We start from the raw sequence: 19,138 nt of genomic DNA on the forward strand, positions 1-19,138 counted from the left end.
TCAACGTCCCCCAAGCTGGTAGCGCACGACCGCCCGCCGGTGTTCGGCGTAGGTGCGGGAGAACTGGTGGCTGCCGTCACCCCGGGCGACGAAGTAAAGCGTCTCGCCATCAAGTGGCTGAGCGGCGGCCATCAGCGCAGCGCGGCCGGGCATGGCGATGGCATGCGGGGGCAAGCCGAAGCGCGTGTACGTATTGAAGGGCGTGTCGGCTTGGAGGTCGCGGCGGCGCAGGTTTCCATCGAAAGCGGCGCCGAGGCCATAGATGACGGTCGGGTCCGTCTGCAGCCGCATGCCAAGCCGCAATCGGCGCACGAAGACGCCGGCGATCTCCGGCCGCTCGCTGGCCTTGCCGGTTTCCTTCTCGACGATCGAGGCCAGGGTGAGCAGCTGTTCGGGCGACTCGAGCGGCAGGTCGGGCTGGCGCGCCGCCCAGGCCTCGGCCAGCGCGGCATCCATCGCCTTTGCGGCCTGGTCGAGCAGCGAGACCGTGGTCTCGCCGCGGGTGAACAAGTAGGTCTCGGGCAGGAAGCGCCCCTCGGCCGGCACGCCGTCGCGTCCGAGGGCGGCCATCAACTCGGCGTCGTCCAGATCGGCAACGTCGTCCTCCAGCACCGCATCGCGGGCGAGCGCGGCGCGCAGGTCGCGCATCGACCAGCCTTCGACGATGGTGAAGCGGTAGCGGATGACGTCACCACGGACCAGCTTCTCGATCAGCGCCCGCGGCGTCAGCGCCGGATCGAGCGCGTACTCGCCCACCTGGATGCGCGGCAGGGCCTGCATCTGCGTCGCAAGGGCCTTCCACTCGAGGTCATGGCCGGCCTCGACGCCCGCCGCGCGCAACTTGCCGAGCACCTGCACGAAGGAATCGCCGCGCGCCACCGTGACGGTCGCGCCGTCCGGCGCACCCGCCGGCGCATCGGCGAAAGCCTGGAAATGCCGCCAGGCGAACCAGCCCGCCACCGCCGCGAGGAGCGCGAGGAGGAGGCCGAGTTTGATCAGGACACCGAAGAACTTGCGCAGCAGGGAACGCATCAGGACTCGCGGAAAGCGGGATGGGACGCCGCCAGCGCGGCGCGGGCCTCGACGAAGCCCATCGGCCGCGGATCGAGCGCGCGCGCGCCGCAGCGGCCGACCGGCAGGATACCCCGCACGGCATTGCTGAGCAGCAGGGCCTCGACGCGGGGCAGGACCTCGAGCGGCAGCGGCTGCACGTGCACGCCACCGGGCGGCGACCAGGCCTCGAGCAGCAGGGCGCGCGCCACGCCGGCCACGCCGGCACGGTCCATCGGCGGCGTGGTCCAGCGGCCATCGAGCCGAGCGAACAGGTTCGCCCGGGTGCTGCAGGTGAGGTGCCCCTCGGCATCCACCATCAGGCCGTCGTGCAGGCCGCGTTCGGCAGCCTCGCGCGCGCCCAGCACCTGTTCCAGGCGATTGAGGTGCTTCATGCCCGCCAGCGCCGGCTGGACGCCGAGCCGGAGCGCCAGCACGTCGACGTCGAGCGCGTCGCCCACCATCGGCGGTGGCAGCGAAGCCGTGACCCGCAGGGTGGGCTCGGCACCGGGCGTCGGGGCATAGCCCCGCCCCCCCGCCCCGCGCGTCAGGATCAGCTTGATGACGCCGTCCGGCGCGGTGGCCAGCGCCTCCGCGAGGGCAGCGTCGAGGGCCGCCTCGGACGGCGGCGCGATGCCGAGCCGGCGCGTCCCGTCGAGCAGGCGCGCGCGATGGCGCGGCCACCAGGGCAGCGTGCCGCGGTGTGCGCGCATGGTTTCGAAAAGGCCGTCGCCGTAGGCGAGGCCGCGGTCGAGGGCCTCAGGCGCCATCGACCTGCCCCAGCGCGCGAAGCAGGCCGCGGGCCTTGGCACGGGTCTCCATCAGCTCCTTGTCCGCGCGCGAATCCACCACGATGCCGGCGCCGGCACGGAAGGCGACCTCGCAGCCGTCGGTCCACAGCGTGCGGATCAGGATGTTCAGGTCCATGTCGCCGCCGGCATCGAGGTAGCCCATCGCCCCCGTGTACGGGCCGCGGCCCTCGCCCTCGAGCTCGGCGATGATCTGCATGCAGCGCACCTTCGGGCAGCCGGTGATGGTGCCGCCGGGGAACACGGCCGCGATCGCCTGCCCCGCCGTCACGCCGGCGCGCAGTTCGCCGGAGACGTTGCTGACGATGTGGTGCACGTGGGCGTAACTCTCCACCGTCATCAGCTCGTCCACGCGAACGGTGCCGGGCGCGCACACCCGGCCGAGATCGTTGCGTTCGAGGTCGATCAGCATCACATGCTCGGCGCGCTCCTTCGGGTGGCCGACCAGCTCGGCGATGCGTGCCGCATCGTCGTCGCCGGCGAACCGTGGCCGCGTCCCGGCGATCGGCCGCGTCTCGATGCGGCGCCCGCGGATCGACACCAGCCGCTCCGGCGAGGAGCTGGCGACGCTGCCGCCGGGCAGCGAGCACAGGCCCGCGAACGGCGCGGGGTTCGCCTGCCGCAGCGCGGCGTAGAGCGCGACAGGATCGGGCGATGCCTCGAAGCTGGCGCGCCAGCCGCGCGAAAGATTCACTTGGAACACATCGCCGGCGCGCAGGTACTCGTGCACGCGCGCCACGCCATCGAGGAAGCGCTGGTCGGCCTCCTCGACCAGCGCTCGCGGCCGCGTGTCGCCCTCACGCGTGACGCCTTCCGCGTTCGTCACCCCGGCGACCGCCTCGGCCTCCGCCACCACGTTCACGATGCGGGCCAGCCAGGCCTCGTGGCCAGGCAGCGCCACGGCGAGGCAACGGCCGCTCTCGCGATCGCGAATCACCGCCGCCGGACAGAACACGGCCGCGGCCACCGGCAGACCACCCCGGAACGCCGGCAGGTGCAGCGTCGGCTCCACCTGCGCCGCCAGCTCGTAGCCGAGATACAGCGCCCAGCCGCCGCGGAAAGGCAGACCGGCGGCATCCATGGCGCGATCGCGGTCGTCGCCCCCCCGCGTCGACGTGTCCCGGCAGACGGCCGTCCGCGCCAGGCGTTCGCGCAGTTCGGACTGCGCATCGTCGAGCGCGTCGAGGAATCGCCCGGCCAGCGCGTGGCCGCTCTCGCGCCGGGTAACGCCATCAGCCCCGAGGAAGAATCCGCTCTCGCCGCCCGCCAGCAGGAGGTCCCAGCGCGCCCTCCCGCCCTGCGCTGCCGATTCCAGCAGCAGCGGGAACTCGGACGGTGCCGCGCGTTTCAACGCGAGCAGGTCGAGGCCCGCGGGCAATTCGCGGACCGAGGCGCTCATGGGGTCACAGGCGGCGGAACACCAGCGTGGCGTTGGTGCCACCGAAGCCGAAGCCATTCGACACGACGAGGTCGAGCTTGGCGTCGCGCGCGACGTTCGGCACGTAGTCGAGGTCGCAGCCCTCGCCCGGTTCGTCGAGGTTGATCGTCGGCGGCACCACGCCGTCGACCATGGCCATGATCGAGAAGATGGCCTCGACGCCGCCCGCGGCACCCAGCAGGTGGCCGGTCATCGACTTCGTCGAGCTGACCATCATCGTGTAGGCGTGGTCGCCGAAGGCGCGCTTCATCGCCAGCGTTTCCGCCACGTCGCCGAGCGGCGTCGAGGTGCCATGCGCGTTGAGGTACTGGACGTCCGTGGCGTTCGCCCTGGCGTCCTTCAGCGCGGCGGCCATGCAGCGCGCCGGGCCCTCGCCACCTTCGCTCGGCGCGGTCATGTGGAACGCATCCGAGCTGGCGCCGAAGCCGGCCAACTCGCAGTAGATGCGGGCGCCACGCGCCTTGGCGTGCTCGTACTCCTCGAGCACGAGGATGCCGGCACCGTCGCCGAGCACGAAGCCGTCGCGGTCCTTGTCCCACGGGCGCGAGGCGCGCGTCGGGTCATCGTTGCGCGTGGAGAGCGCGCGCATCGAGCAGAAGCCACCGACCGAGGTCGGGGTGCAGCCGTGCTCGGCGCCGCCGGCCACCATCACGTCGGCGTCGCCGTGCTGGATCATGCGCATCGCCATGCCCACGCTGTGGTTCGCGGTGGCGCAGGCCGAGACGGCCGAGAAATTCGGTCCCTTCAGGCCCTTGATCAGCGAGAGCTGGCCCGGAAGCATGTTGATGATCGTGCTGGGCACGTAGAACGGCGAGACCTTGCGCGGGCCGCCGGTGTGCAGGTCGATCGCCGTTTCCTCGATGCCACGCACGCCGCCGATGCCCGAGCCGATCAGCGCGCCGATGCGCTCGGCATTCGCTTCGGTGATTTCCAATCCGGAGTCGTCCAGCGCCTGGAAGGACGCGGCGAGGCCGTAGTGGATGAAGGTGTCCATCTTCTTCGCATCCTTCGGAGGCACGATCGACTTGACGTCGAAGTCGCGCACTTCACCGGCGATCTGCGCGGTGTAGGCCGAAGGGTCGAAGTGGGTGATGCGCCCGATGCCGGAGCGGCCGTTGCGGATGTTGTCCCACGCGCTGGCGAGGGTGTTGCCCACGGGCGAGACGATGCCCATGCCGGTGACGACGACGCGACGCTGGCTCATGAGGAGCACTCCTTGGATCGGGTTCCGGCGGCGAGGGCCACCGATAACAAAACGCCGCGCCCCGTGAAGGACGCGGCGCCTGACGCAACCGGGCTTACGCCTTGACGTGCGCCTTGATGTAGTCGATGGCCTGCTGGACCGACGTGATCTTCTCGGCTTCCTCGTCCGGGATCTCGCACTCGAACTCTTCCTCGAGGGCCATCACCAGCTCGACGGTGTCCAGCGAGTCGGCGCCGAGGTCGTCGACGAACGAGGCCGTGTTGGTCACGTCCTCTTCCTTCACGCCCAGCTGTTCGATGACGATCTTCTTGACGCGCTCTTCGATGGTGCTCATGGGTCTTGATCCCTCCCGGGTATGCCACGTTGCAGACGCTTTGTTGTCGGGGCGGGGCCGTGCGCGTCCAAGCAGCGGGCCGCCGTATTCAGGGTTGCGGGCCGGATTCTATGCCATGTGCATGCCGCCGTTGACATGCAGGGTCTCGCCGGTGATGTAGGCAGCCGCCGGGCCGGCCAGGAAGGCCACGGCCTCGGCGATGTCGCGGGGGCTACCGAGACGGCCGAGCGCGATGTCGGCGAGCATCTTGGCCTTGGCGTCCTCCGGCAGGTCGCGGGTCATGTCGGTCTCGATGAAGCCCGGCGCGACGACGTTGACGGTGATGTTGCGGGAGCCGATCTCGCGGGCCATCGACTTCGAGAAACCGATGATCCCGGCCTTCGCGGCGGCGTAGTTCGCCTGCCCCGCGTTGCCGGTGACGCCGATGACCGAGGCGATGTTGATGATGCGGCCCTTGCGCGCCTTCATCATCCCGCGCATCACCGCCTTGCTGGTGCGGAAGATCGAGCTCAGGTTGGTGTCGAGGATGGCGTTCCAATCCTCGTCCTTCATGCGCATCAGCAGGTTGTCGCGGGTGATGCCGGCGTTGTTGACGAGGATCGTCACCGCGCCGAATTCCTTCGCGATCGCGTCGACCAGCGCCTCGACGGCAGCGCCGTCGGTGACGTCGAGCGCGCGGCCATGGCCGCCCAGCGGCTTCAGCCGCTCGCCGATGGCCGCCGCGCCATTCTCGGTGGTTGCCGTGCCGATGACCGTGGCGCCCTTCGACGCGAGCAGGTCGGCGATCGCGGCACCAATGCCGCGGCTGGCGCCGGTGACGAGGGCGATTTCGCCATTCAGTTCGTTGGACATGCGGTTCGGCCTGCGGATCGGATGAGGGGAACGATGGCCCGGATCAGGCCGTGGGGCCGCCCAGGGCGGCCTCGAAGTCGGCCGGGGTCGCCGTGGACTGGCCCACGAGCGACTTGTCGATGCGCTTGGCGAGGCCCGTGAGCACCTTGCCCGGGCCGCACTCGACCAGCGTCGTGGCGCCCACGCCGGCCAGCGCCTGCACGCAGCGGGTCCACTGCACCGGCAGGTAGAGCTGGCGCACGAGGGCCTCGGCGATGGCCTCGACCGAGTCGTGCACCGCGGCATCGACGTTCTGCACCACCGGGATCGCCGGGGCGCGCCAAGCGAGGCCCGCGACGACCTGGGCAAGGCGGTTCGCAGCCTCGCGCATCAACGGCGTGTGCGACGGCACGGACACGGCGAGTTTCACCGCCTTGCGCACGCCGCGTTCGGCCAACAGGGCGATGGCGCGATCCACCGCGGCCGCGTGCCCGCCAATGACGATCTGCCCGGGCGAGTTGTAGTTGGCCGGCACCACGACCTCGGCGTGTGCGGCATCGACGCAGGCGGCTTCCACCACCGCGTCCTCGGCGCCCAGCACGGCCGCCATCGCACCGGTGCCAGCCGGCGCGGCGTCCTGCATCAGCTGGCCGCGCAGGCGGACGAGGTGGGCGGCGTCGCGCAGCGTCAGCGCGCCGGCGGCGACGAGGGCGCTGTATTCGCCCAGGCTGTGGCCGGCCAGCGCCCGCGGCGTGGCACCGCCGCGGGCCTGCCACAGGCGCCACACGGCGACGCTGGCGGCGAGCAGCGCCGGCTGGGTGAACTCGGTGCGATTGAGCTGCTCCTCCGGGCCACCCTGCGAGAGCGCCCAGAGGTCCACGCCGGCGCCGTCGCTGGCTTCATCGAACGTCGCGCGGACGCCGGGGTTCAGCTCCGAGAGTTCGGCGAGCATGCCGACGCTCTGCGAGCCCTGGCCGGGGAACACGAAGGCGAGCGGTGAAGTCATGCAACGGGTCCGGAAACGAAAACGGGCGGCCATGATAGGGCCGCCCGCGCGAATCCGTCTGTACGAGGCGGTATGGCCCCGCCCCGCCGAGCCAGGACTCAGTAGCGCATCAGCGCCGAGCCCCAGGTGAAGCCGCCGCCGAAAGCCTCCATCAGCACGAGCTGGCCGCGCTGCACCTTGCCGGAACGCACGGCTTCGTCGAGCGCCAGCGGCACCGAGGCCGCCGAGGTGTTGCCGTGCTTGTGCACGGTGAGCACGACGCGGTCCATCGACATCGCGAGGCGCTTGGCCGTCGCCTCGATGATGCGCAGGTTGGCCTGGTGCGGGATCAACCAGTCGAGCTGGGTCTTGTCGATGCCATTGGCCTCGAGGGCCTCGTCGACGACGCTGTCGAGCGCCTTCACCGCGTACTTGAAGACGTCGCTGCCGGCCATCAGCACGCGCACGCCGGCGTTCTTCTCGTCGAGCTTGAAGCCCGCGGAGACGCCCACCGGGTTGTACAGCAGCTCCTTCTTGCCACCGTCGGCATGCAGGTGAGTGCTGAGGATGCCGGTCTCCGCATCGGCCTTCAGCACCACCGCGCCGGCACCGTCGCCGAACAGCACGCAGGTGTTGCGGTCGGACCAGTCCAGCATGCGCGTGAGCGTCTCGGCACCGACGACGAGCACGGTCTTCGCCGCGCCGCTGCGGATGAACTTGTCGGCCGTGGTGAGCGCGAAGATGAAGCCCGAGCAGGCGGCGTTGACATCGAAGGCCGGGCAGCCGGTGGCGCCGAGCCGCGCCTGCAGGAGGCAGGCCGAGCTCGGGAAGATGATGTCGGGCGTGGTCGTGCCCATGACGATCAGGTCGAGGTCCGCGGCGCTGACGCCGGCGGCCTCCATCGCACGCAGGGCGGCCTGTTCGGCGAGGTCGACCGTGGTCTGGCCCTCGGCCGCGATGTGCCGCTGCTGGATGCCAGTGCGCTCGCGGATCCACTGGTCCGAGGTCTCGACGATCTTCTCGAGGTCGGCGTTGGTGAGGATTTTCTCCGGCAGGTAGCTGCCGGTGCCGGCGATGCGCGCGTAGACGGTCATTCTCGAGGGCTCCAAGGCACGCCGCCGCCCTTCGCGGGCGTACGGTGGCGCAGAAAAACGAAACGCGACGGGGCGAGCCGTCGCGTCATCGCAGCGTCACCCGGGAAGCCGCCGTTGGCAAGCCCCCGAGGACCATTTGAAGGCTGGCGCCTCGCGCCATGCCCACCGATCACTCGGTGTCGGCAACCTTCGACTTGGTGTCGATCACCTTCTTGCCGCGGTAGAAACCGTCGGCGGTGACGTGGTGGCGCAGGTGCGTCTCGCCGCTCGTCGGGTCGGTGGCGAGCTGCTTGGCGGACAGCGCATCGTGCGAGCGGCGCTGGCCACGACGGGACGGGGTGACGCGGGATTTCTGGACGGCCATGGGTCAATCTCCGAGGGTCTTGCGGCCTTTCAGCGCGGCGAGCGCGGCGAAAGGGTTGGTTCTGGGTTGTTCGTCTTCTTCGGCTTCGGCGGCAGCGTCGTTCCAGACCGCCTCCACTTCCGCGCTGCCCGGCTTCACCGGGAAGGCCGGCACCGCGAGGATCAATTCATCCTCGACCAGTTCCAGCGGGTGCAACGTGCCATCCGGGCCCACCAGGGCGGGCTCGACCCCTTCCGGGAGCGCCGCTTCTTCGGATTCGTCGACCAGCAGACCGAGCTGCTGCCGCAACGACACCGGATAGGAGAAGCGCTCGAGCGACCGCTGGCAGACCAGCGGCAACTCGGCCTCGGCGACGATGTCGATCGTCGCCAGACCGGAGAGATCACGCCCGAACTCGATCTCGTAGCGGCACTCGCCCTCGGTGTCCGCCAGCAGGCCGGCGAGCCGGGTGAAGGAGGACAGCGGGACGCGGCCGGTGAAGATACGCGCGGCGGAAACCATCCGCCACGCGTCCACCACGGAAAGCGAGGTCGCGGACATAAGCGCGCAAGAGTAAGCAGGCACACCGTCCTTGTCAAATCAATGACCTGTGGTCGTTCAGATGCCCCGGGGCGTTTGCCGCCATGAAGTGCGGGGCGCACACTCGATGCTGGCCCTCATGCCCGCTTCCGCATGGACTTCGGATTCACCACGCTCGCCCTCGCCATCCTCGCCCCCATCACTGCCGGCGTCGCCGTGTTCTACCGCGGGCGACGGGTCCGTGAACGGCGGCTCCGCGAGCTGCTCGACCTCGCCGATGCCGTCCAGATCCTCCTGGCCCGCGCGAGCGAGCGCATGACGGCCTGGCGCAGCGTCGTCGGCCGGCTGGCCGGGGACCTGGGCTCTGGCGCGCAGCAGGCCCTCGACGGGGAGCCGCTGATCCGTGAAGCCAAACGCGACCTTCTGCAGCACCGTTTGTGGATCCAGTCGCACGGCCTCCGGGCCACCCGTCTCGAACTCGACGAGGCCCGTGCCGCCCTCCAACGGGCGCACAACCGGCTGGCCGAGCAGCTGGCGGCCCTCGAATCGGCCGGCGACGCCCTCACCCAGGCCACCGATGCCGCGCACGAGGCCGCCCTGCGCGAACCCGCTTCCTTGCGCCGCCCGGTCGACGGGGACGCCACGCAGGACTGACGCCTCCGCCTATCGGGCGGGAGGATGGGCACCGCACGACGCGGTACCGATCGCCGCCGGGCCCGTCCGGCGGACCCCACGGTAGAGCCAGAAACGCTTGCCGCCCCCCGGGCCCTCGACCGTGGCGACGTACTCGACCGCCTCGAACCAGCGGCACGGGCGAGCCACCCAGGACGCATGGTCGCGTTCCGGGGTCTCGGCGACCTCGAAGGCAAGCCAAGCCCGCGTGCCCGGCGCGAGCCGCGACAGCGCCGCCTCGTCGTAGCCCCACAGGCGGATCTGCGGGGCGCGGCCGTGCTTGTGGTTGTTCCAGTGGTCGAGCACGAATACCTCGGCGCGGCCGCCGAGCGAGAAACTGAGTTGGGCGGCGAGCATGAAATGGTCGGCAACCACGACCTCGCCGTCGGCCAAACGCGGCCGCAACGCCCCGGCGATCTCGTCCCAACCGACGAAGTTGTCGGGATAGAGCGCTGTACCCGCGGCGCGGGCCGCCAACGCTGGCGAGGAAGGCAGGACGAACCCACCGAGCATCAGGGCGGTCGCGGCCGTCGCCATGCCCGCCGCCCACGGCGCGAGGCGCGCGGGCCAGCGCGCCTTCGCGGCGTCGAGCGCGACAGGCAACATCGTGGCGGCCAGCAGGTAGGCGGGAACCGGCCAGTGCAAGGAAAACCGCGCTTTGTCGACAAAAGGCGCGAGCAAGGCGTAGAGCAGCCAAAGCCCCCCACCGGCCAGCGCGACGAAGCGAAGAGCCGGCGAGGTCGCGCGACGATTGGTCCAAAGCGCCCAACCGAACAGCATGTAGAGCAGCGGCGTGGTGATCACCGCCTGCAGCAGAGGCTGCAGCAAGCCCTCGGCATCGAAGTGCCACGGGTGCCGCTCCACCAGCTGGAAGTGCAGGCCCGCACCCTGCGCGTCGAGGTTGAACTGCAGGATCGGCCACCAGGCCACAGCGCCGACGAGCAGGGCCAGCCACAAACCGAGATCGCCGCGCCGGCGCCAACCGCCCGCAGCGAAGAACGCGATCGCACCGACCAGCAGGATGGGCCCGAAGCGGTAGTGGGTGAGCGCGCCGAGAGCAAGGGCGATCGCGAACTGGAGATACATCGCCCCCCGCCGTTCGTCGTCGTCGCGCAGCAGTCCGGCACACGCATCCAGAGCGAGCAAGGCGGCCAACGTCATCAAGGCATCGGGAAGGGCCATCACGCCCATCGGCATCAGCAATGGGATCGGCAGGCTCCACAGGCCTGCACGCCAGGCCTGCTCGTTCGTCGCCAGTCGCCGCGCGATGCGCACCACCACCCACGGTGTCGCGGCGCCCGCCAGCAGGAACAGCAGCCGCACGCCGAGTTCGGCGGGCAGCGGCAGGAGATCGATCAGCCTCATCCCCAAGCCGACCGCGGCGGCCGTCGCCCCCGGCAGGTCGGAGTAGGCCCACGCCGGATGCAGGGCTTCCCAAGCATAGAACGCCTCGTCACCGAACAGCGGCATGGTCGCGGCGAAGGCCAGCTTCGCGACCAGCAGCAGCGCCCAGAGCGCGATGAACTTCACGCGGGCCGACGAATCCGCCGTGCGAGACTCGAAACCCGTTCCTGCCGTCGCGACGCCCATGCACGCACCTCCTCAACCGGCCGCCATCCTACCTGCCGACACCCGAACAGCCCTCGATGCGGCGATCGAGCAGGTGAATACGCTGGTGCTGGGGAAGCGACGCGAGGTACGCCTTGCCTTCACCGCGCTGCTCGCCGGTGGACACCTCCTTGTTGAGGACCTCCCGGGACTGGGAAAGACGACGTTGGCGCGCGCACTGGCGGCGACGCTCGGGCTTGCATTCCAAAGGATGCAGTTCACCGCCGACCTGCTGCCCTCCGACATCCTCGGCGTCTCCGTCTACGACCAGAACGACCGTGGGTTCCGCTTCCATCCCGGACCGGTGTTCACGCAACTGTTGCTGGCCGACGAGATCAACCGCGCACCACCGCGAACGCAAAGCGCCCTGCTCGAGGCGATGGCGGAGCACCAGGTGACGGTCGACGGCGTGTCTCACCACCTCCCGGCCCCATTTTTCGTTATTGCCACGCAGAATCCGGTCGATCTTTCCGGCACGTTCCCGCTCCCGGACTCGCAGATGGATCGCTTCCTGCTGCGACTGTCGATGGGCTACCCGGATGCCGACGCGGAGCGCGCCATGCTCGCCGGGCGAGACCGGCGCCTGATGATCAACGAGACGATGCCGCGCCTCGGCGCCGAGGAGGTCCTCGCGCTGCAGAAGGCCGTGGATGGCGTCCATGCCAGCGATGTGCTGCTCGATTACGTGCAGCGCCTGCTGGTCGAGAGCCGCCGTCATACCGGGGTTCGCGTCGGACTCTCGCCCCGCGCGGGGCTCGCCCTGCTGCGCGGCGCGCGTGCCCACGCCCTGCTCCTCGGGCGTGCCCACGTGCTGCCCGACGACGTCCAGGCCCTGTTCGCCCCGGTAGCGTCACACCGGCTCGTGACCGACGCCGAGGGCGACCGGCGGGAGGCCTTGGCCGCATCGATCCTGGGAGCGGTGGCGGTCGACTGACGATGCCGTCCCGGCCCGACCTGATGGAACGCATCGACCGCGGCTTGGCGCGCCTGCCCTTCGTGCGCGGACGGAGGCCCGAGCCGCTGCCCCTCACCCTCGACCGCAAGCGCATCTACGTGCTGCCGACGCGGCACGGCGCGCTCGTCGGCGTCCTTGTGCTCGGCATGCTGCTCGGTGCACTCAACTACAACAACAACCCCGGCTTGATGCTGGCCTTCCTGTTGGCGGCCGTCATCCACAACGGGGTCGTCTTGGCCCACCTGCGGCTTTCCGGCTTGCGCATCAGCTCGCTGCATGCCGATCCGGTGCATGCGGGCGAGGCGGTGGTCTTGCGTCTCCGGCTCGCATCCGGGAAGCGCTCGCGGGACGGCGTGCGGCTCGAGGCGCCTGGCGGCGACGCGGTCGACCTGCCGCCGTCCCTGTCAACGCCCGGGGCCGATGCCGACGTCGAGCTGGGGATCGCGACCACGCGACGCGGCCTGATGGACCTCGGCCGACTAAGGCTCAGCACGACGCGCCCCCTCGGCCTCGTCCGTGCTTGGAGCGGATGGCGCCCGCAGCAGCGCATCCTCGTCTACCCGGCACTCGAACGCAGCGGCCCGCCACTGCCCGGCACACCCAGCGACGGCGAGCGGCAGCCTCGTGCGCAGCGCAGCGGTGAGGACACACACCATCTGCGCGACTACCGGAACGGCGACGCCCCCCGACAGATCGCATGGAAAGCCAGCGCACGGCTGGATCGCCTCATGGTCCGCGAGTACGAGGCCGGTGCCGCACGCGTCGTGGCCCTCGAATGGCAGGACCTGCGCTCGTTGCCCCACGAGCAGCGGATTTCGCGTCTCGCCCGCTGGGTGGTGGAGGCCGAGCGCGAGGGCCGGCGCTATCGATTGCGCGTCCCCGGCACGACGCTGGGGCCGGCACGAGGGCCGGAGCATCGCCACGCCTGCCTGCGCGCGCTGGCGCTGCTGCCGGAAAGCCCCGCGTGAGCGCCGCACCGCCGACGGCCCCCGGCCCGCAGCTGACCGCCGTCCTGCGCCGCGCGGTGGTGGTCGCCGTACTCGCGGCCGCCCTGCCGCTGCTCCTGCATCTCCCCGGACCCGTTGCCCTCGGCATCGGCGCGGTGGCCCTCGTGTCGGGATGGAGCGCCCTCCGCAAGCCGCTCCCGGTCGCCCTGCGGCTGCTGCTGGTCGTCGTCATCACCGGCGCGGTCCTGGTTGGTTTCGGCTTCCGCATCGGACGCGATGCCGGCAGCGCGCTGATGCTCTCGATGCTGGTGCTGAAACTGTCCGAACTGCGCGCGTTCGACGACGCCAAGCGCGTCGTGGCCTATGCCCTGTTCGCGCCATTCGCCGCGTTCCTCCAGGACCAAGGACCGATCACTCTGGCGCTCGGCCTTCTTGCGGTGCTCGGTGTCCTTATCGCGATGGGCCGATTGGCCGAGGCGCCGAGCGCGCCAAGGCCCCTGCCCAGGGAAATGGCCGGGCTGCTACGCGCCCTCGCCCTCGCCCTGCCGCTCGCACTCGTCGGCTTCTGGTTGTTCCCGCGGCTGCCTGCCCCCCTGTGGGGCCTCCCGGAGAACGCCGTCGCGCGCACCGGCATCAGCGAATCCATGGCGCCGGGCGACTGGATCGACCTGCTCGCGAACGATCGGCCGGCCTTCCGGGTGCGCTTCGATGGCCCGACGCCCCCGACCGACACGCTGTACTGGCGCGGCCCGGTGCTGACGCGATTCGATGGCCGGACGTGGACACGCAACGAATGGCTGGGCGGGTTCCCGGCACCGACGCTCCCCGAAGGAACAGGGGTCGACGGCATCGGCTACACGATCACGCTTGAACCCACCGATCGCCGCTACATCTTCGCTCTCGAATCCCCGGCTGGTTGGTCGCCGGACCTCGAGCTGGGCTTCGACGCCTCGCTGCGCAGCCGCACGCCACTGCGTGCGCTGAGCCAGCATCGGCTCCGCGCCTTGCCGCCCGAGCCTTACGAAGCCAGGCTCGACCGTGGCCTGCGCGAGAGCTTCCTGCGCCTCCCCGAGGGCTACAACCCCCGCACGCTTGAGCGGGCCCGCACATGGCGCAACGCTTCGGCGGACGATCGCGCCTACATCCGGCGCGTGCTGGCTTGGTTCAACGCGGAGCACGCCTACAGCATCTCGGCCCCACCTCTGGGACGCCACACAGCGGACGAATTCCTCTTCGACACCCGCGAGGGCTTCTGCGAGCATTTCAGCTCGGCCTTCGTGATCCTGATGCGTGGCGCGGGCATCCCCGCGCGCGTCGTGACCGGCTACACGGGGGGCGTGCCGAACCGCGTTGGCGGCTACTGGGTGGTCCGGCAGATGGACGCGCACGCATGGAGCGAAGTGTGGCTGGACGGGGAAGGCTGGGTCCGCGTCGACCCCACCGCGGCAGTGGCGCCGGAGCGCATCTACGACACCCTGGACGATCTCGGCGGCGAATCGGCGATCGGCGGCGCGCTGCGGCCCGTGCTCGACGTCGGCGACAGCCTCCGGGAGGCGTGGAACAACTTCGTCGTGCGCTATGACGCGCTGCGCCAGGCCGAATTGCTGCAGAACCTCGGATGGCGCGGCGCCGGCGCGGCCGAAGTCGGCCAAGCCTTCGTCATCGCCGCAGGGCTCGCCCTCGGGCTGACCCTCATGGTGCTGATGTGGCCGCCCAAGGGGGAACGCGACCCGCTGCTGCGCGCATGGCGTGGCTTCCTGAAGCGCTGGGCGAAACGCGGCGTGGCGAAACGGCCCGACGAAACTGCCGAGGCCTACCTGCGGCGGCTGCGCTCCGTGGCGGCATCCCACGCGGCGGCGGACGAGGTCGACACCCTCGTGCGTCGTTTCGTCGCCGCTCGTTATGCCCCGCCAGACGGCGACGTCGCACTGGAGCGCGCGGCGCTCGCCGAGGACTTGAGGCGCTTCCGCCCGCGGTGACGGGACTCAGCCCGGGGGCCAGGCCAAAGCGCGGCCGGCGAGCAGATGCAGGTGGATGTGGAACACCGTCTGTCCGCCGTCGCCGTTGCAGTTCATCACCACGCGGTAGCCGTTTTCCGCGAAACCCTGCGCCTTCGCCCAACCGGAGGCCGCCAGCATCAGGCGGCCCAGCAGTTCGGCCTGCGCCGGCGTCGCGTCGTTGAGCGTCGCAATGGGCTGTTTCGGGATGAACAGTACGTGCACCGGCGCCTTCGGCGCGATGTCGCGGAACGCCAGCACGTGCTCGTCCTCGTAGACGATGTCGGCGGGAATCTCGCGGCGGATGATCTTGTCGAAAATCGTCTCGGGCATGGTCGGCTCCAGCGGTTCCACCAGAGGATGCCAGTGCCACGCGACGCGGTGTAGCCCGCTTCAGCCCGCCGCTTCGCTGCGTTGCCCGAAGGCGTGCGCCAGGGTGTCGCGATCGACGTACTCGAGCTCTCCGCCGAGCGGCAGGCCCTGCGCCAGGCGGCTCGGGGTGACGCCGGCCGCGCGTGCCATCTGCGCGAGGTAGTGGGCCGTGGCCTCGCCTTCGACGGTGGGATTGGTGGCGATGATCATCTCGCGCACCTCGCCGGCGGCGAGCCGCGTGCCGAGCAGATCGAGGCCGAGCTGGCGCGGACCGATGCCATCCAGCGGCGAAAGCCGACCCTGCAGTACGAAGTACAGGCCGCGGTAGCCCGTGGCCTGCTCGATGGCGAGGCGATCGGCCGGGGTCTCGACGATGCAGAGCACGCTGCGATCCCGGGAGGCGCTGGCGCAGATGGCGCACACCTCGGTCTCGCTGAAATCGCGGCATTGCTCGCAGTGGCGGATGCGCTCGACCGCGGCGACGAGGCGCTCTGCCAAACGGGACGCGCCTTCGCGATCCCGCTCCAGCAGGTGGTAGGCCATGCGCTGGGCGCTCTTCGCCCCCACGCCCGGCAGCACGCGCAGGCCGTCGATCAGTTGCTCGAGCAGGGAACTGCTCACGGCGCCGCCGCCCGCGTCGTCGCGCGCGCCGGGCTCACGCGCCGAACATGCCCCGCATGCCGGGCGGGATCGGCATGCCGGCGGTCGCGGCCGACATGCGCTTCGCGGATTCCTCGTTGACCTTGGCGACGGCGTCGTTCAACGCCACCAGCAGCAGGTCCTCGAGCATCTCGGCATCGCCCAGCGCCTGCGGGTCGACGTGCACCTTGCGGGCGTCGAACTTGCCGCTCAGCGTGACGCTGACCAGGCCGCCACCGGCGCTGCCCGTGACTTCCAGCGCGGCGAGCTCGTCCTGCGCCTTCTTCATGTTGTCCTGCATGCGCTGCGCCATCTGCATGGCCTGCGCGATGTTGCCCTTGAACATGGCTTACTCCTCGATCGGTCGGATGGACCCGTCGACGAGCTTGGCGCCCTGCGCCATCAGCTGCTTCACGACGGGATCGGAAAGGAAACGCGCCTCGGCATCCTGCTGGCGCTCGGATTTCTGCCGCTGCTGGCGGTCGAACAGGGTCTCGGCGCCGGTGGCCTCGCCGCGCGGCGCCTCGACGAAGCGCAGCTGCGGCGCGCGGCCAAACAACGGCGCCAGCCCTTCCGCGAGTCGGCGCACGCTGATGTCCGACTTCATCGGCTCGCCCTCGGGCAGCAGGGCGAGCGTGAGGCCATCGGCGTCGCCGCTGACGAAGCGCGCATGCGCCGCGAGCTGGCCGGCGGGGCCGCTCAAGGCCTGCCGCTGCAGCGCCGCGAGCCAGTCTTCGTTCGAGGCGATCGGCGCGGCGGCGGGCGGGACGTCGGCGGCAGGACGTTCGATCATCCGCGCCGCGCTGCCACCGGCCGATGCGGCTTCGACGAAGGGCGACGGCGGGGCGCGGACGGGCTCCACGGGCCGCGGCGGTTCGACCGCGCGGGCGAACGGCGACGGCGGCGCCTTGCGCGGCGCCGGCGCATCGACGACCGGGACGGCGACGCTGCGCAACGGCTCCGCGGATGACGGGCGCGCCGCGTCGGGCGCGCGCTCGCCGCCCCGCGGCCCCGGGCCCGGCGCATCGCCGGCGGGCATCGGCTTGAAGGCCAGCATGCGCAGCAGCGCCATCTCGAACCCCACGCGCGGCGTCGGCGCCAGCGCCAGATCGCGCGCGCCGTGGATCGCCATCTGGTACCAGAGCTGCACCAGCTCCGCCGGCACCTGGGTGGCCAGCGCCTCGGTATCGACACCGTCCACAGCGCGCGCCGCTTCGGGCACCAGCTGCTTCACCTGGACGGCGTGCAGGGCCGCGGCGACGTCGTCCAGCACCTGCGCGTAATCCGGCGAAAAGGCCGCCATTGCCTCGATCTGGGCGAGCAACGAAGGACCGTCGAAGGTGGCCAGCGCCGCCAGCAGCCCTCCGATCGCCTTGTGGTCCAAGGTGCCGAGCATGGCGTGCACGGCCTCGGCCGTGAGTTGTCCGCCGGAATAGGCGATGGCCTGGTCGAGCAGCGAAAGCCCGTCGCGCAGCGAGCCGTCGGCACCGCGCGCCAGCAGGCCGAGCGCGGCGTCATCAGCGGGAATGCCTTCGGCATTGACGATGCGGCGCATCTGGCCGTGGATCTGCTCCTGCTCCAGTCGGCGCAGGTTGAACTGCAGGCAGCGGCTCAGCACGGTCACTGGCAGCTTCTGCGGGTCGGTGGTGGCGAGCAGGAACTTCACGTGCTCCGGCGGCTCCTCCAGCGTCTTCAGCAGCGCGTTGAATGCGCTCTTCGACAGCATGTGGACTTCGTCGATCAGGTAGACCTTCACCCGGCCGCGCGACGGCAGGTACTGGGCGTTGTCGATCAGCTCGCGAACGTCGTCGACGCCGGTGTGGCTGGCGGCGTCGATTTCGATCAGGTCGACGAAGCGGCCGGCATCGACATCGACGCAGACGTTGCAGATGCCGCAGGGGTCGGCACTCGTGCCCTGCTCGCAGTTCAGCGACTTCGCGAAGATGCGCGAGATGGTGGTCTTGCCGACGCCCCGGGTGCCGGTGAACAGGAAGGCGTGGTGGACACGGCCCGATTCAAGGGCATTCGACAAGGCACGGACGACGTGCTCCTGCCCGACGAGTTCGGCGAAGCGCTTCGGGCGCCATTTTCGTGCAAGAACGAGATAGGCCATGCCGAACCCCGGAAACCGACCGGCATTGTGCCAACCGGGCCGGCCCGGCGCCACGCGAGCGGGCGTTCATTTGTGCCCTCGCCGCCCGGCCGGTATGATCCCAGGCTCCCTGACGCCGGCTGGAGGCCGCCCCCGGGAGAAGCAGCACGAGCGTGGACAGGTGTCCGAGCGGTTGAAGGAGCACGCCTGGAAAGTGTGTAAGCGGCTAAACCCCGCTTCGCGGGTTCGAATCCCGCCCTGTCCGCCACTTCGAAGCTGTTGAGCGGAACCCTCTATGGCGGCCCCGTTGGCGCCTCCGCGACGATAGGCTGAAAACCCCGCCAGGCCCGGAAGGGAGCAACGGTATCGGCTGATTCGGGCGCCGGAGTCACGCTGGCGGGGCCGTCACCCGCTTCGCGTCGGGCAACCGGCCATGGGCGGCGTCTACCGGCGCCCTGCCGGAGACCATCCCGTCAACGGGACGATCGCGCGTCCCTCATGCCATCGCGCCAGGCGGAACGCAGTCTGGCCATGCCCGCCGCAATCTGGGCCGCAGTGACATGGCGCTGGTACTTGACCAGCGAACGCTCAAGGCGGGCGATCTCATCGTCGCACCAACGACCCGGCGCGTGGCCCGAGGTGCCTCGATCCCAGTCGATCACCGTGATCCCGCCATCGGCCCGCTGAAGCACGTTGCGCGCATTCAGGTCGGGATGATGCGCACCGAATCGGTGGAACCGGGCCAGCGTCGCGCCGACGGCCTCCCAGGGGGCCGAGGCGGCGTCCTCGTGAACGAGGGACATCAGGTCGGCCCGCACCGGCACGCGCGCCATCAGCAGGGCGGCCCGATAGAACACCCCCTCTCGCCACCACGCCCCGGCAATGGGGGAAGGCACCGGCAGGCCCGCCGCGAGGAGCCCTTCGAGCAAAACCACCTCGCGCACGCAGCGCGCGTGCCGCTCGCCCAGCCACAAGTAGTGCCGCGTGCACACCCGCGCGATCAAGCCGCCGCGACGGTAGTGGCGCAGCACACCAGCGCCGAACGGCCCCTCCACGTACCAAGCATCGCCGCGACCGCCGACGCCGATCGGCAGCGCGTTCGCGCCGTAGCGCGAGACATCGAACCACTCGACGCGGGCGCGCTCGCGCCATGCCGCAGCGGCATGGAGGCAGGGCGGACGGTCGTGGGCGGGCGCGGGCGTTATCATCGGTGGCAGTCTAGCAAGGC

20 protein-coding genes, 1 tRNA gene and 1 other RNA gene are annotated in these 19,138 nt (G+C 70.6%); 6 read left to right on the top strand and 16 right to left on the bottom strand.

Features of this window, described 5'->3' with window-relative positions:
* The 10 genes from mltG to ACYVAK_RS00755 all read right to left on the bottom strand — a co-directional run bounded on the left by mltG (position 1) and on the right by ACYVAK_RS00755 (position 8,649).
* Positions 1-1,032: an endolytic transglycosylase MltG gene (gene mltG, locus ACYVAK_RS00710; RefSeq protein ID WP_461057012.1), complete on the bottom strand. Its 1,032-nt coding sequence runs from the start codon at positions 1,030-1,032 to the stop codon at positions 1-3.
* The gene (pabC, locus tag ACYVAK_RS00715) at positions 1,032-1,820 is read right to left on the bottom strand and encodes an aminodeoxychorismate lyase (protein WP_461057014.1); all 789 of its coding nucleotides are present in this window, start codon (positions 1,818-1,820) and stop codon (positions 1,032-1,034) included. Before pabC ends, mltG begins: the two co-directional genes overlap by 1 nt.
* Positions 1,810-3,258 (bottom strand): aminodeoxychorismate synthase component I, encoded by a 1,449-nt coding sequence (locus tag ACYVAK_RS00720; protein ID WP_461057016.1) that lies wholly within the window; start codon positions 3,256-3,258, stop codon positions 1,810-1,812. Before ACYVAK_RS00720 ends, pabC begins: the two co-directional genes overlap by 11 nt.
* Positions 3,259-3,262: 4 nt before the next feature.
* On the bottom strand, positions 3,263-4,501 hold the full coding sequence (gene fabF, locus ACYVAK_RS00725) for a beta-ketoacyl-ACP synthase II (RefSeq protein WP_461057018.1): 1,239 nt from the start codon (positions 4,499-4,501) through the stop codon (positions 3,263-3,265).
* Between the two features lie 94 nt (positions 4,502-4,595).
* Positions 4,596-4,835, bottom strand: coding sequence for an acyl carrier protein (acpP, locus tag ACYVAK_RS00730; protein WP_297864848.1), 240 nt, complete (start codon positions 4,833-4,835; stop codon positions 4,596-4,598).
* A 108-nt stretch (positions 4,836-4,943) separates the two neighbouring features.
* Positions 4,944-5,687: a 3-oxoacyl-ACP reductase FabG gene (fabG, locus tag ACYVAK_RS00735; protein ID WP_461057021.1), complete on the bottom strand. Its 744-nt coding sequence runs from the start codon at positions 5,685-5,687 to the stop codon at positions 4,944-4,946.
* A 43-nt stretch (positions 5,688-5,730) separates the two neighbouring features.
* Complete coding sequence (gene fabD / locus ACYVAK_RS00740; protein WP_461057023.1) at positions 5,731-6,672, bottom strand: ACP S-malonyltransferase; 942 nt, start codon at positions 6,670-6,672, stop codon at positions 5,731-5,733.
* 98 nt (positions 6,673-6,770) lie between these two features.
* Entirely contained in the window at positions 6,771-7,745 is a 975-nt protein-coding gene (locus ACYVAK_RS00745) for a beta-ketoacyl-ACP synthase III (protein WP_461057025.1), read from the bottom strand.
* A gap of 169 nt (positions 7,746-7,914) precedes the next feature.
* Entirely contained in the window at positions 7,915-8,109 is a 195-nt protein-coding gene (gene rpmF, locus ACYVAK_RS00750; protein ID WP_461057027.1) for a 50S ribosomal protein L32, read from the bottom strand.
* Between the two features lie 3 nt (positions 8,110-8,112).
* On the bottom strand, positions 8,113-8,649 hold the full coding sequence (locus tag ACYVAK_RS00755) for a YceD family protein (RefSeq protein WP_461057029.1): 537 nt from the start codon (positions 8,647-8,649) through the stop codon (positions 8,113-8,115).
* 132 nt (positions 8,650-8,781) lie between these two features.
* On the opposite strand from ACYVAK_RS00755, the gene ACYVAK_RS00760 reads away from it, so the two are divergent.
* Entirely contained in the window at positions 8,782-9,282 is a 501-nt protein-coding gene (locus ACYVAK_RS00760; RefSeq protein WP_461057031.1) for a hypothetical protein, read from the top strand.
* A gap of 9 nt (positions 9,283-9,291) precedes the next feature.
* Here the strand turns inward: ACYVAK_RS00760 and ACYVAK_RS00765 are convergent, their stop codons facing one another.
* On the bottom strand, positions 9,292-10,890 hold the full coding sequence (locus ACYVAK_RS00765; RefSeq protein ID WP_461057033.1) for an ArnT family glycosyltransferase: 1,599 nt from the start codon (positions 10,888-10,890) through the stop codon (positions 9,292-9,294).
* Between ACYVAK_RS00765 and ACYVAK_RS00770 the strand changes: the two genes are divergently transcribed.
* From ACYVAK_RS00770 to ACYVAK_RS00780, 3 genes are read left to right on the top strand one after another with little or no spacing between them, the layout of a single operon-like run.
* Positions 10,889-11,842 carry an AAA family ATPase gene (locus ACYVAK_RS00770; RefSeq protein ID WP_461057035.1) on the top strand — a complete coding sequence of 318 codons (954 nt, stop codon included), beginning with the start codon at positions 10,889-10,891 and terminating at the stop codon, positions 11,840-11,842. The two genes, ACYVAK_RS00765 and ACYVAK_RS00770, sit on opposite strands and share 2 nt — an antisense overlap.
* Positions 11,843-11,865: 23 nt before the next feature.
* Positions 11,866-12,831: a DUF58 domain-containing protein gene (locus ACYVAK_RS00775; protein ID WP_461058592.1), complete on the top strand. Its 966-nt coding sequence runs from the start codon at positions 11,866-11,868 to the stop codon at positions 12,829-12,831.
* The gene (locus ACYVAK_RS00780) at positions 12,828-14,789 is read left to right on the top strand and encodes a transglutaminase TgpA family protein (protein WP_461057037.1); all 1,962 of its coding nucleotides are present in this window, start codon (positions 12,828-12,830) and stop codon (positions 14,787-14,789) included. Before ACYVAK_RS00775 ends, ACYVAK_RS00780 begins: the two co-directional genes overlap by 4 nt.
* 6 nt (positions 14,790-14,795) lie before the next feature.
* Here ACYVAK_RS00780 and ACYVAK_RS00785 read toward each other — a convergent pair whose 3' ends face one another.
* From ACYVAK_RS00785 to dnaX, 4 genes are read right to left on the bottom strand one after another with little or no spacing between them, the layout of a single operon-like run.
* On the bottom strand, positions 14,796-15,140 hold the full coding sequence (locus ACYVAK_RS00785) for a histidine triad nucleotide-binding protein (RefSeq protein ID WP_461057039.1): 345 nt from the start codon (positions 15,138-15,140) through the stop codon (positions 14,796-14,798).
* Positions 15,141-15,200: 60 nt separating this feature from the next.
* Positions 15,201-15,800 (bottom strand): recombination mediator RecR, encoded by a 600-nt coding sequence (gene recR, locus ACYVAK_RS00790; RefSeq protein WP_461057041.1) that lies wholly within the window; start codon positions 15,798-15,800, stop codon positions 15,201-15,203.
* 34 nt (positions 15,801-15,834) lie between these two features.
* Positions 15,835-16,164 (bottom strand): YbaB/EbfC family nucleoid-associated protein, encoded by a 330-nt coding sequence (locus ACYVAK_RS00795; protein ID WP_461057043.1) that lies wholly within the window; start codon positions 16,162-16,164, stop codon positions 15,835-15,837.
* Between the two features lie 3 nt (positions 16,165-16,167).
* Positions 16,168-17,931: a DNA polymerase III subunit gamma/tau gene (gene dnaX / locus ACYVAK_RS00800; protein WP_461057045.1), complete on the bottom strand. Its 1,764-nt coding sequence runs from the start codon at positions 17,929-17,931 to the stop codon at positions 16,168-16,170.
* Between the two features lie 154 nt (positions 17,932-18,085).
* Between dnaX and ACYVAK_RS00805 the strand changes: the two genes are divergently transcribed.
* A tRNA-Ser gene (locus tag ACYVAK_RS00805) sits at positions 18,086-18,178 on the top strand.
* Positions 18,179-18,215: 37 nt separating this feature from the next.
* Positions 18,216-18,312: signal recognition particle sRNA small type (ffs, locus tag ACYVAK_RS00810), an RNA gene on the top strand.
* Positions 18,313-18,383: 71 nt separating this feature from the next.
* Here ffs and ACYVAK_RS00815 read toward each other — a convergent pair.
* Positions 18,384-19,118 carry a 3-deoxy-D-manno-octulosonic acid kinase gene (locus tag ACYVAK_RS00815; protein ID WP_461057047.1) on the bottom strand — a complete coding sequence of 245 codons (735 nt, stop codon included), beginning with the start codon at positions 19,116-19,118 and terminating at the stop codon, positions 18,384-18,386.
* Positions 19,119-19,138: the final 20 nt, after the last annotated feature.

The sequence above is a fragment of the Silanimonas algicola genome, from assembly GCF_054777375.1.

Excerpts from the sequence above, each read along its gene's own strand:
- ACYVAK_RS00785 (WP_461057039.1), bottom strand. The coding sequence starts at position 15,140 with ATGCCCGAGACGATTTTCGACAAGATCATCCGCCGCGAGATTCCCGCC.
- fabF (WP_461057018.1), bottom strand. The coding sequence starts at position 4,501 with ATGAGCCAGCGTCGCGTCGTCGTCACCGGCATGGGCATCGTCTCGCCC.
- ACYVAK_RS00775 (WP_461058592.1), top strand. The coding sequence starts at position 11,866 with ATGGAACGCATCGACCGCGGCTTGGCGCGCCTGCCCTTCGTGCGCGGA.
- ACYVAK_RS00745 (WP_461057025.1), bottom strand. The coding sequence starts at position 7,745 with ATGACCGTCTACGCGCGCATCGCCGGCACCGGCAGCTACCTGCCGGAG.
- ACYVAK_RS00815 (WP_461057047.1), bottom strand. The coding sequence starts at position 19,118 with ATGATAACGCCCGCGCCCGCCCACGACCGTCCGCCCTGCCTCCATGCC.
- fabD (WP_461057023.1), bottom strand. The coding sequence starts at position 6,672 with ATGACTTCACCGCTCGCCTTCGTGTTCCCCGGCCAGGGCTCGCAGAGC.
- dnaX (WP_461057045.1), bottom strand. The coding sequence starts at position 17,931 with ATGGCCTATCTCGTTCTTGCACGAAAATGGCGCCCGAAGCGCTTCGCC.
- fabG (WP_461057021.1), bottom strand. The coding sequence starts at position 5,687 with ATGTCCAACGAACTGAATGGCGAAATCGCCCTCGTCACCGGCGCCAGC.
- acpP (WP_297864848.1), bottom strand. The coding sequence starts at position 4,835 with ATGAGCACCATCGAAGAGCGCGTCAAGAAGATCGTCATCGAACAGCTG.
- ACYVAK_RS00795 (WP_461057043.1), bottom strand. The coding sequence starts at position 16,164 with ATGTTCAAGGGCAACATCGCGCAGGCCATGCAGATGGCGCAGCGCATG.
- rpmF (WP_461057027.1), bottom strand. The coding sequence starts at position 8,109 with ATGGCCGTCCAGAAATCCCGCGTCACCCCGTCCCGTCGTGGCCAGCGC.
- ACYVAK_RS00770 (WP_461057035.1), top strand. The coding sequence starts at position 10,889 with ATGCACGCACCTCCTCAACCGGCCGCCATCCTACCTGCCGACACCCGA.
- ACYVAK_RS00755 (WP_461057029.1), bottom strand. The coding sequence starts at position 8,649 with ATGTCCGCGACCTCGCTTTCCGTGGTGGACGCGTGGCGGATGGTTTCC.
- ACYVAK_RS00720 (WP_461057016.1), bottom strand. The coding sequence starts at position 3,258 with ATGAGCGCCTCGGTCCGCGAATTGCCCGCGGGCCTCGACCTGCTCGCG.
- mltG (WP_461057012.1), bottom strand. The coding sequence starts at position 1,032 with ATGCGTTCCCTGCTGCGCAAGTTCTTCGGTGTCCTGATCAAACTCGGC.
- ACYVAK_RS00765 (WP_461057033.1), bottom strand. The coding sequence starts at position 10,890 with ATGGGCGTCGCGACGGCAGGAACGGGTTTCGAGTCTCGCACGGCGGAT.
- ACYVAK_RS00760 (WP_461057031.1), top strand. The coding sequence starts at position 8,782 with ATGGACTTCGGATTCACCACGCTCGCCCTCGCCATCCTCGCCCCCATC.
- pabC (WP_461057014.1), bottom strand. The coding sequence starts at position 1,820 with ATGGCGCCTGAGGCCCTCGACCGCGGCCTCGCCTACGGCGACGGCCTT.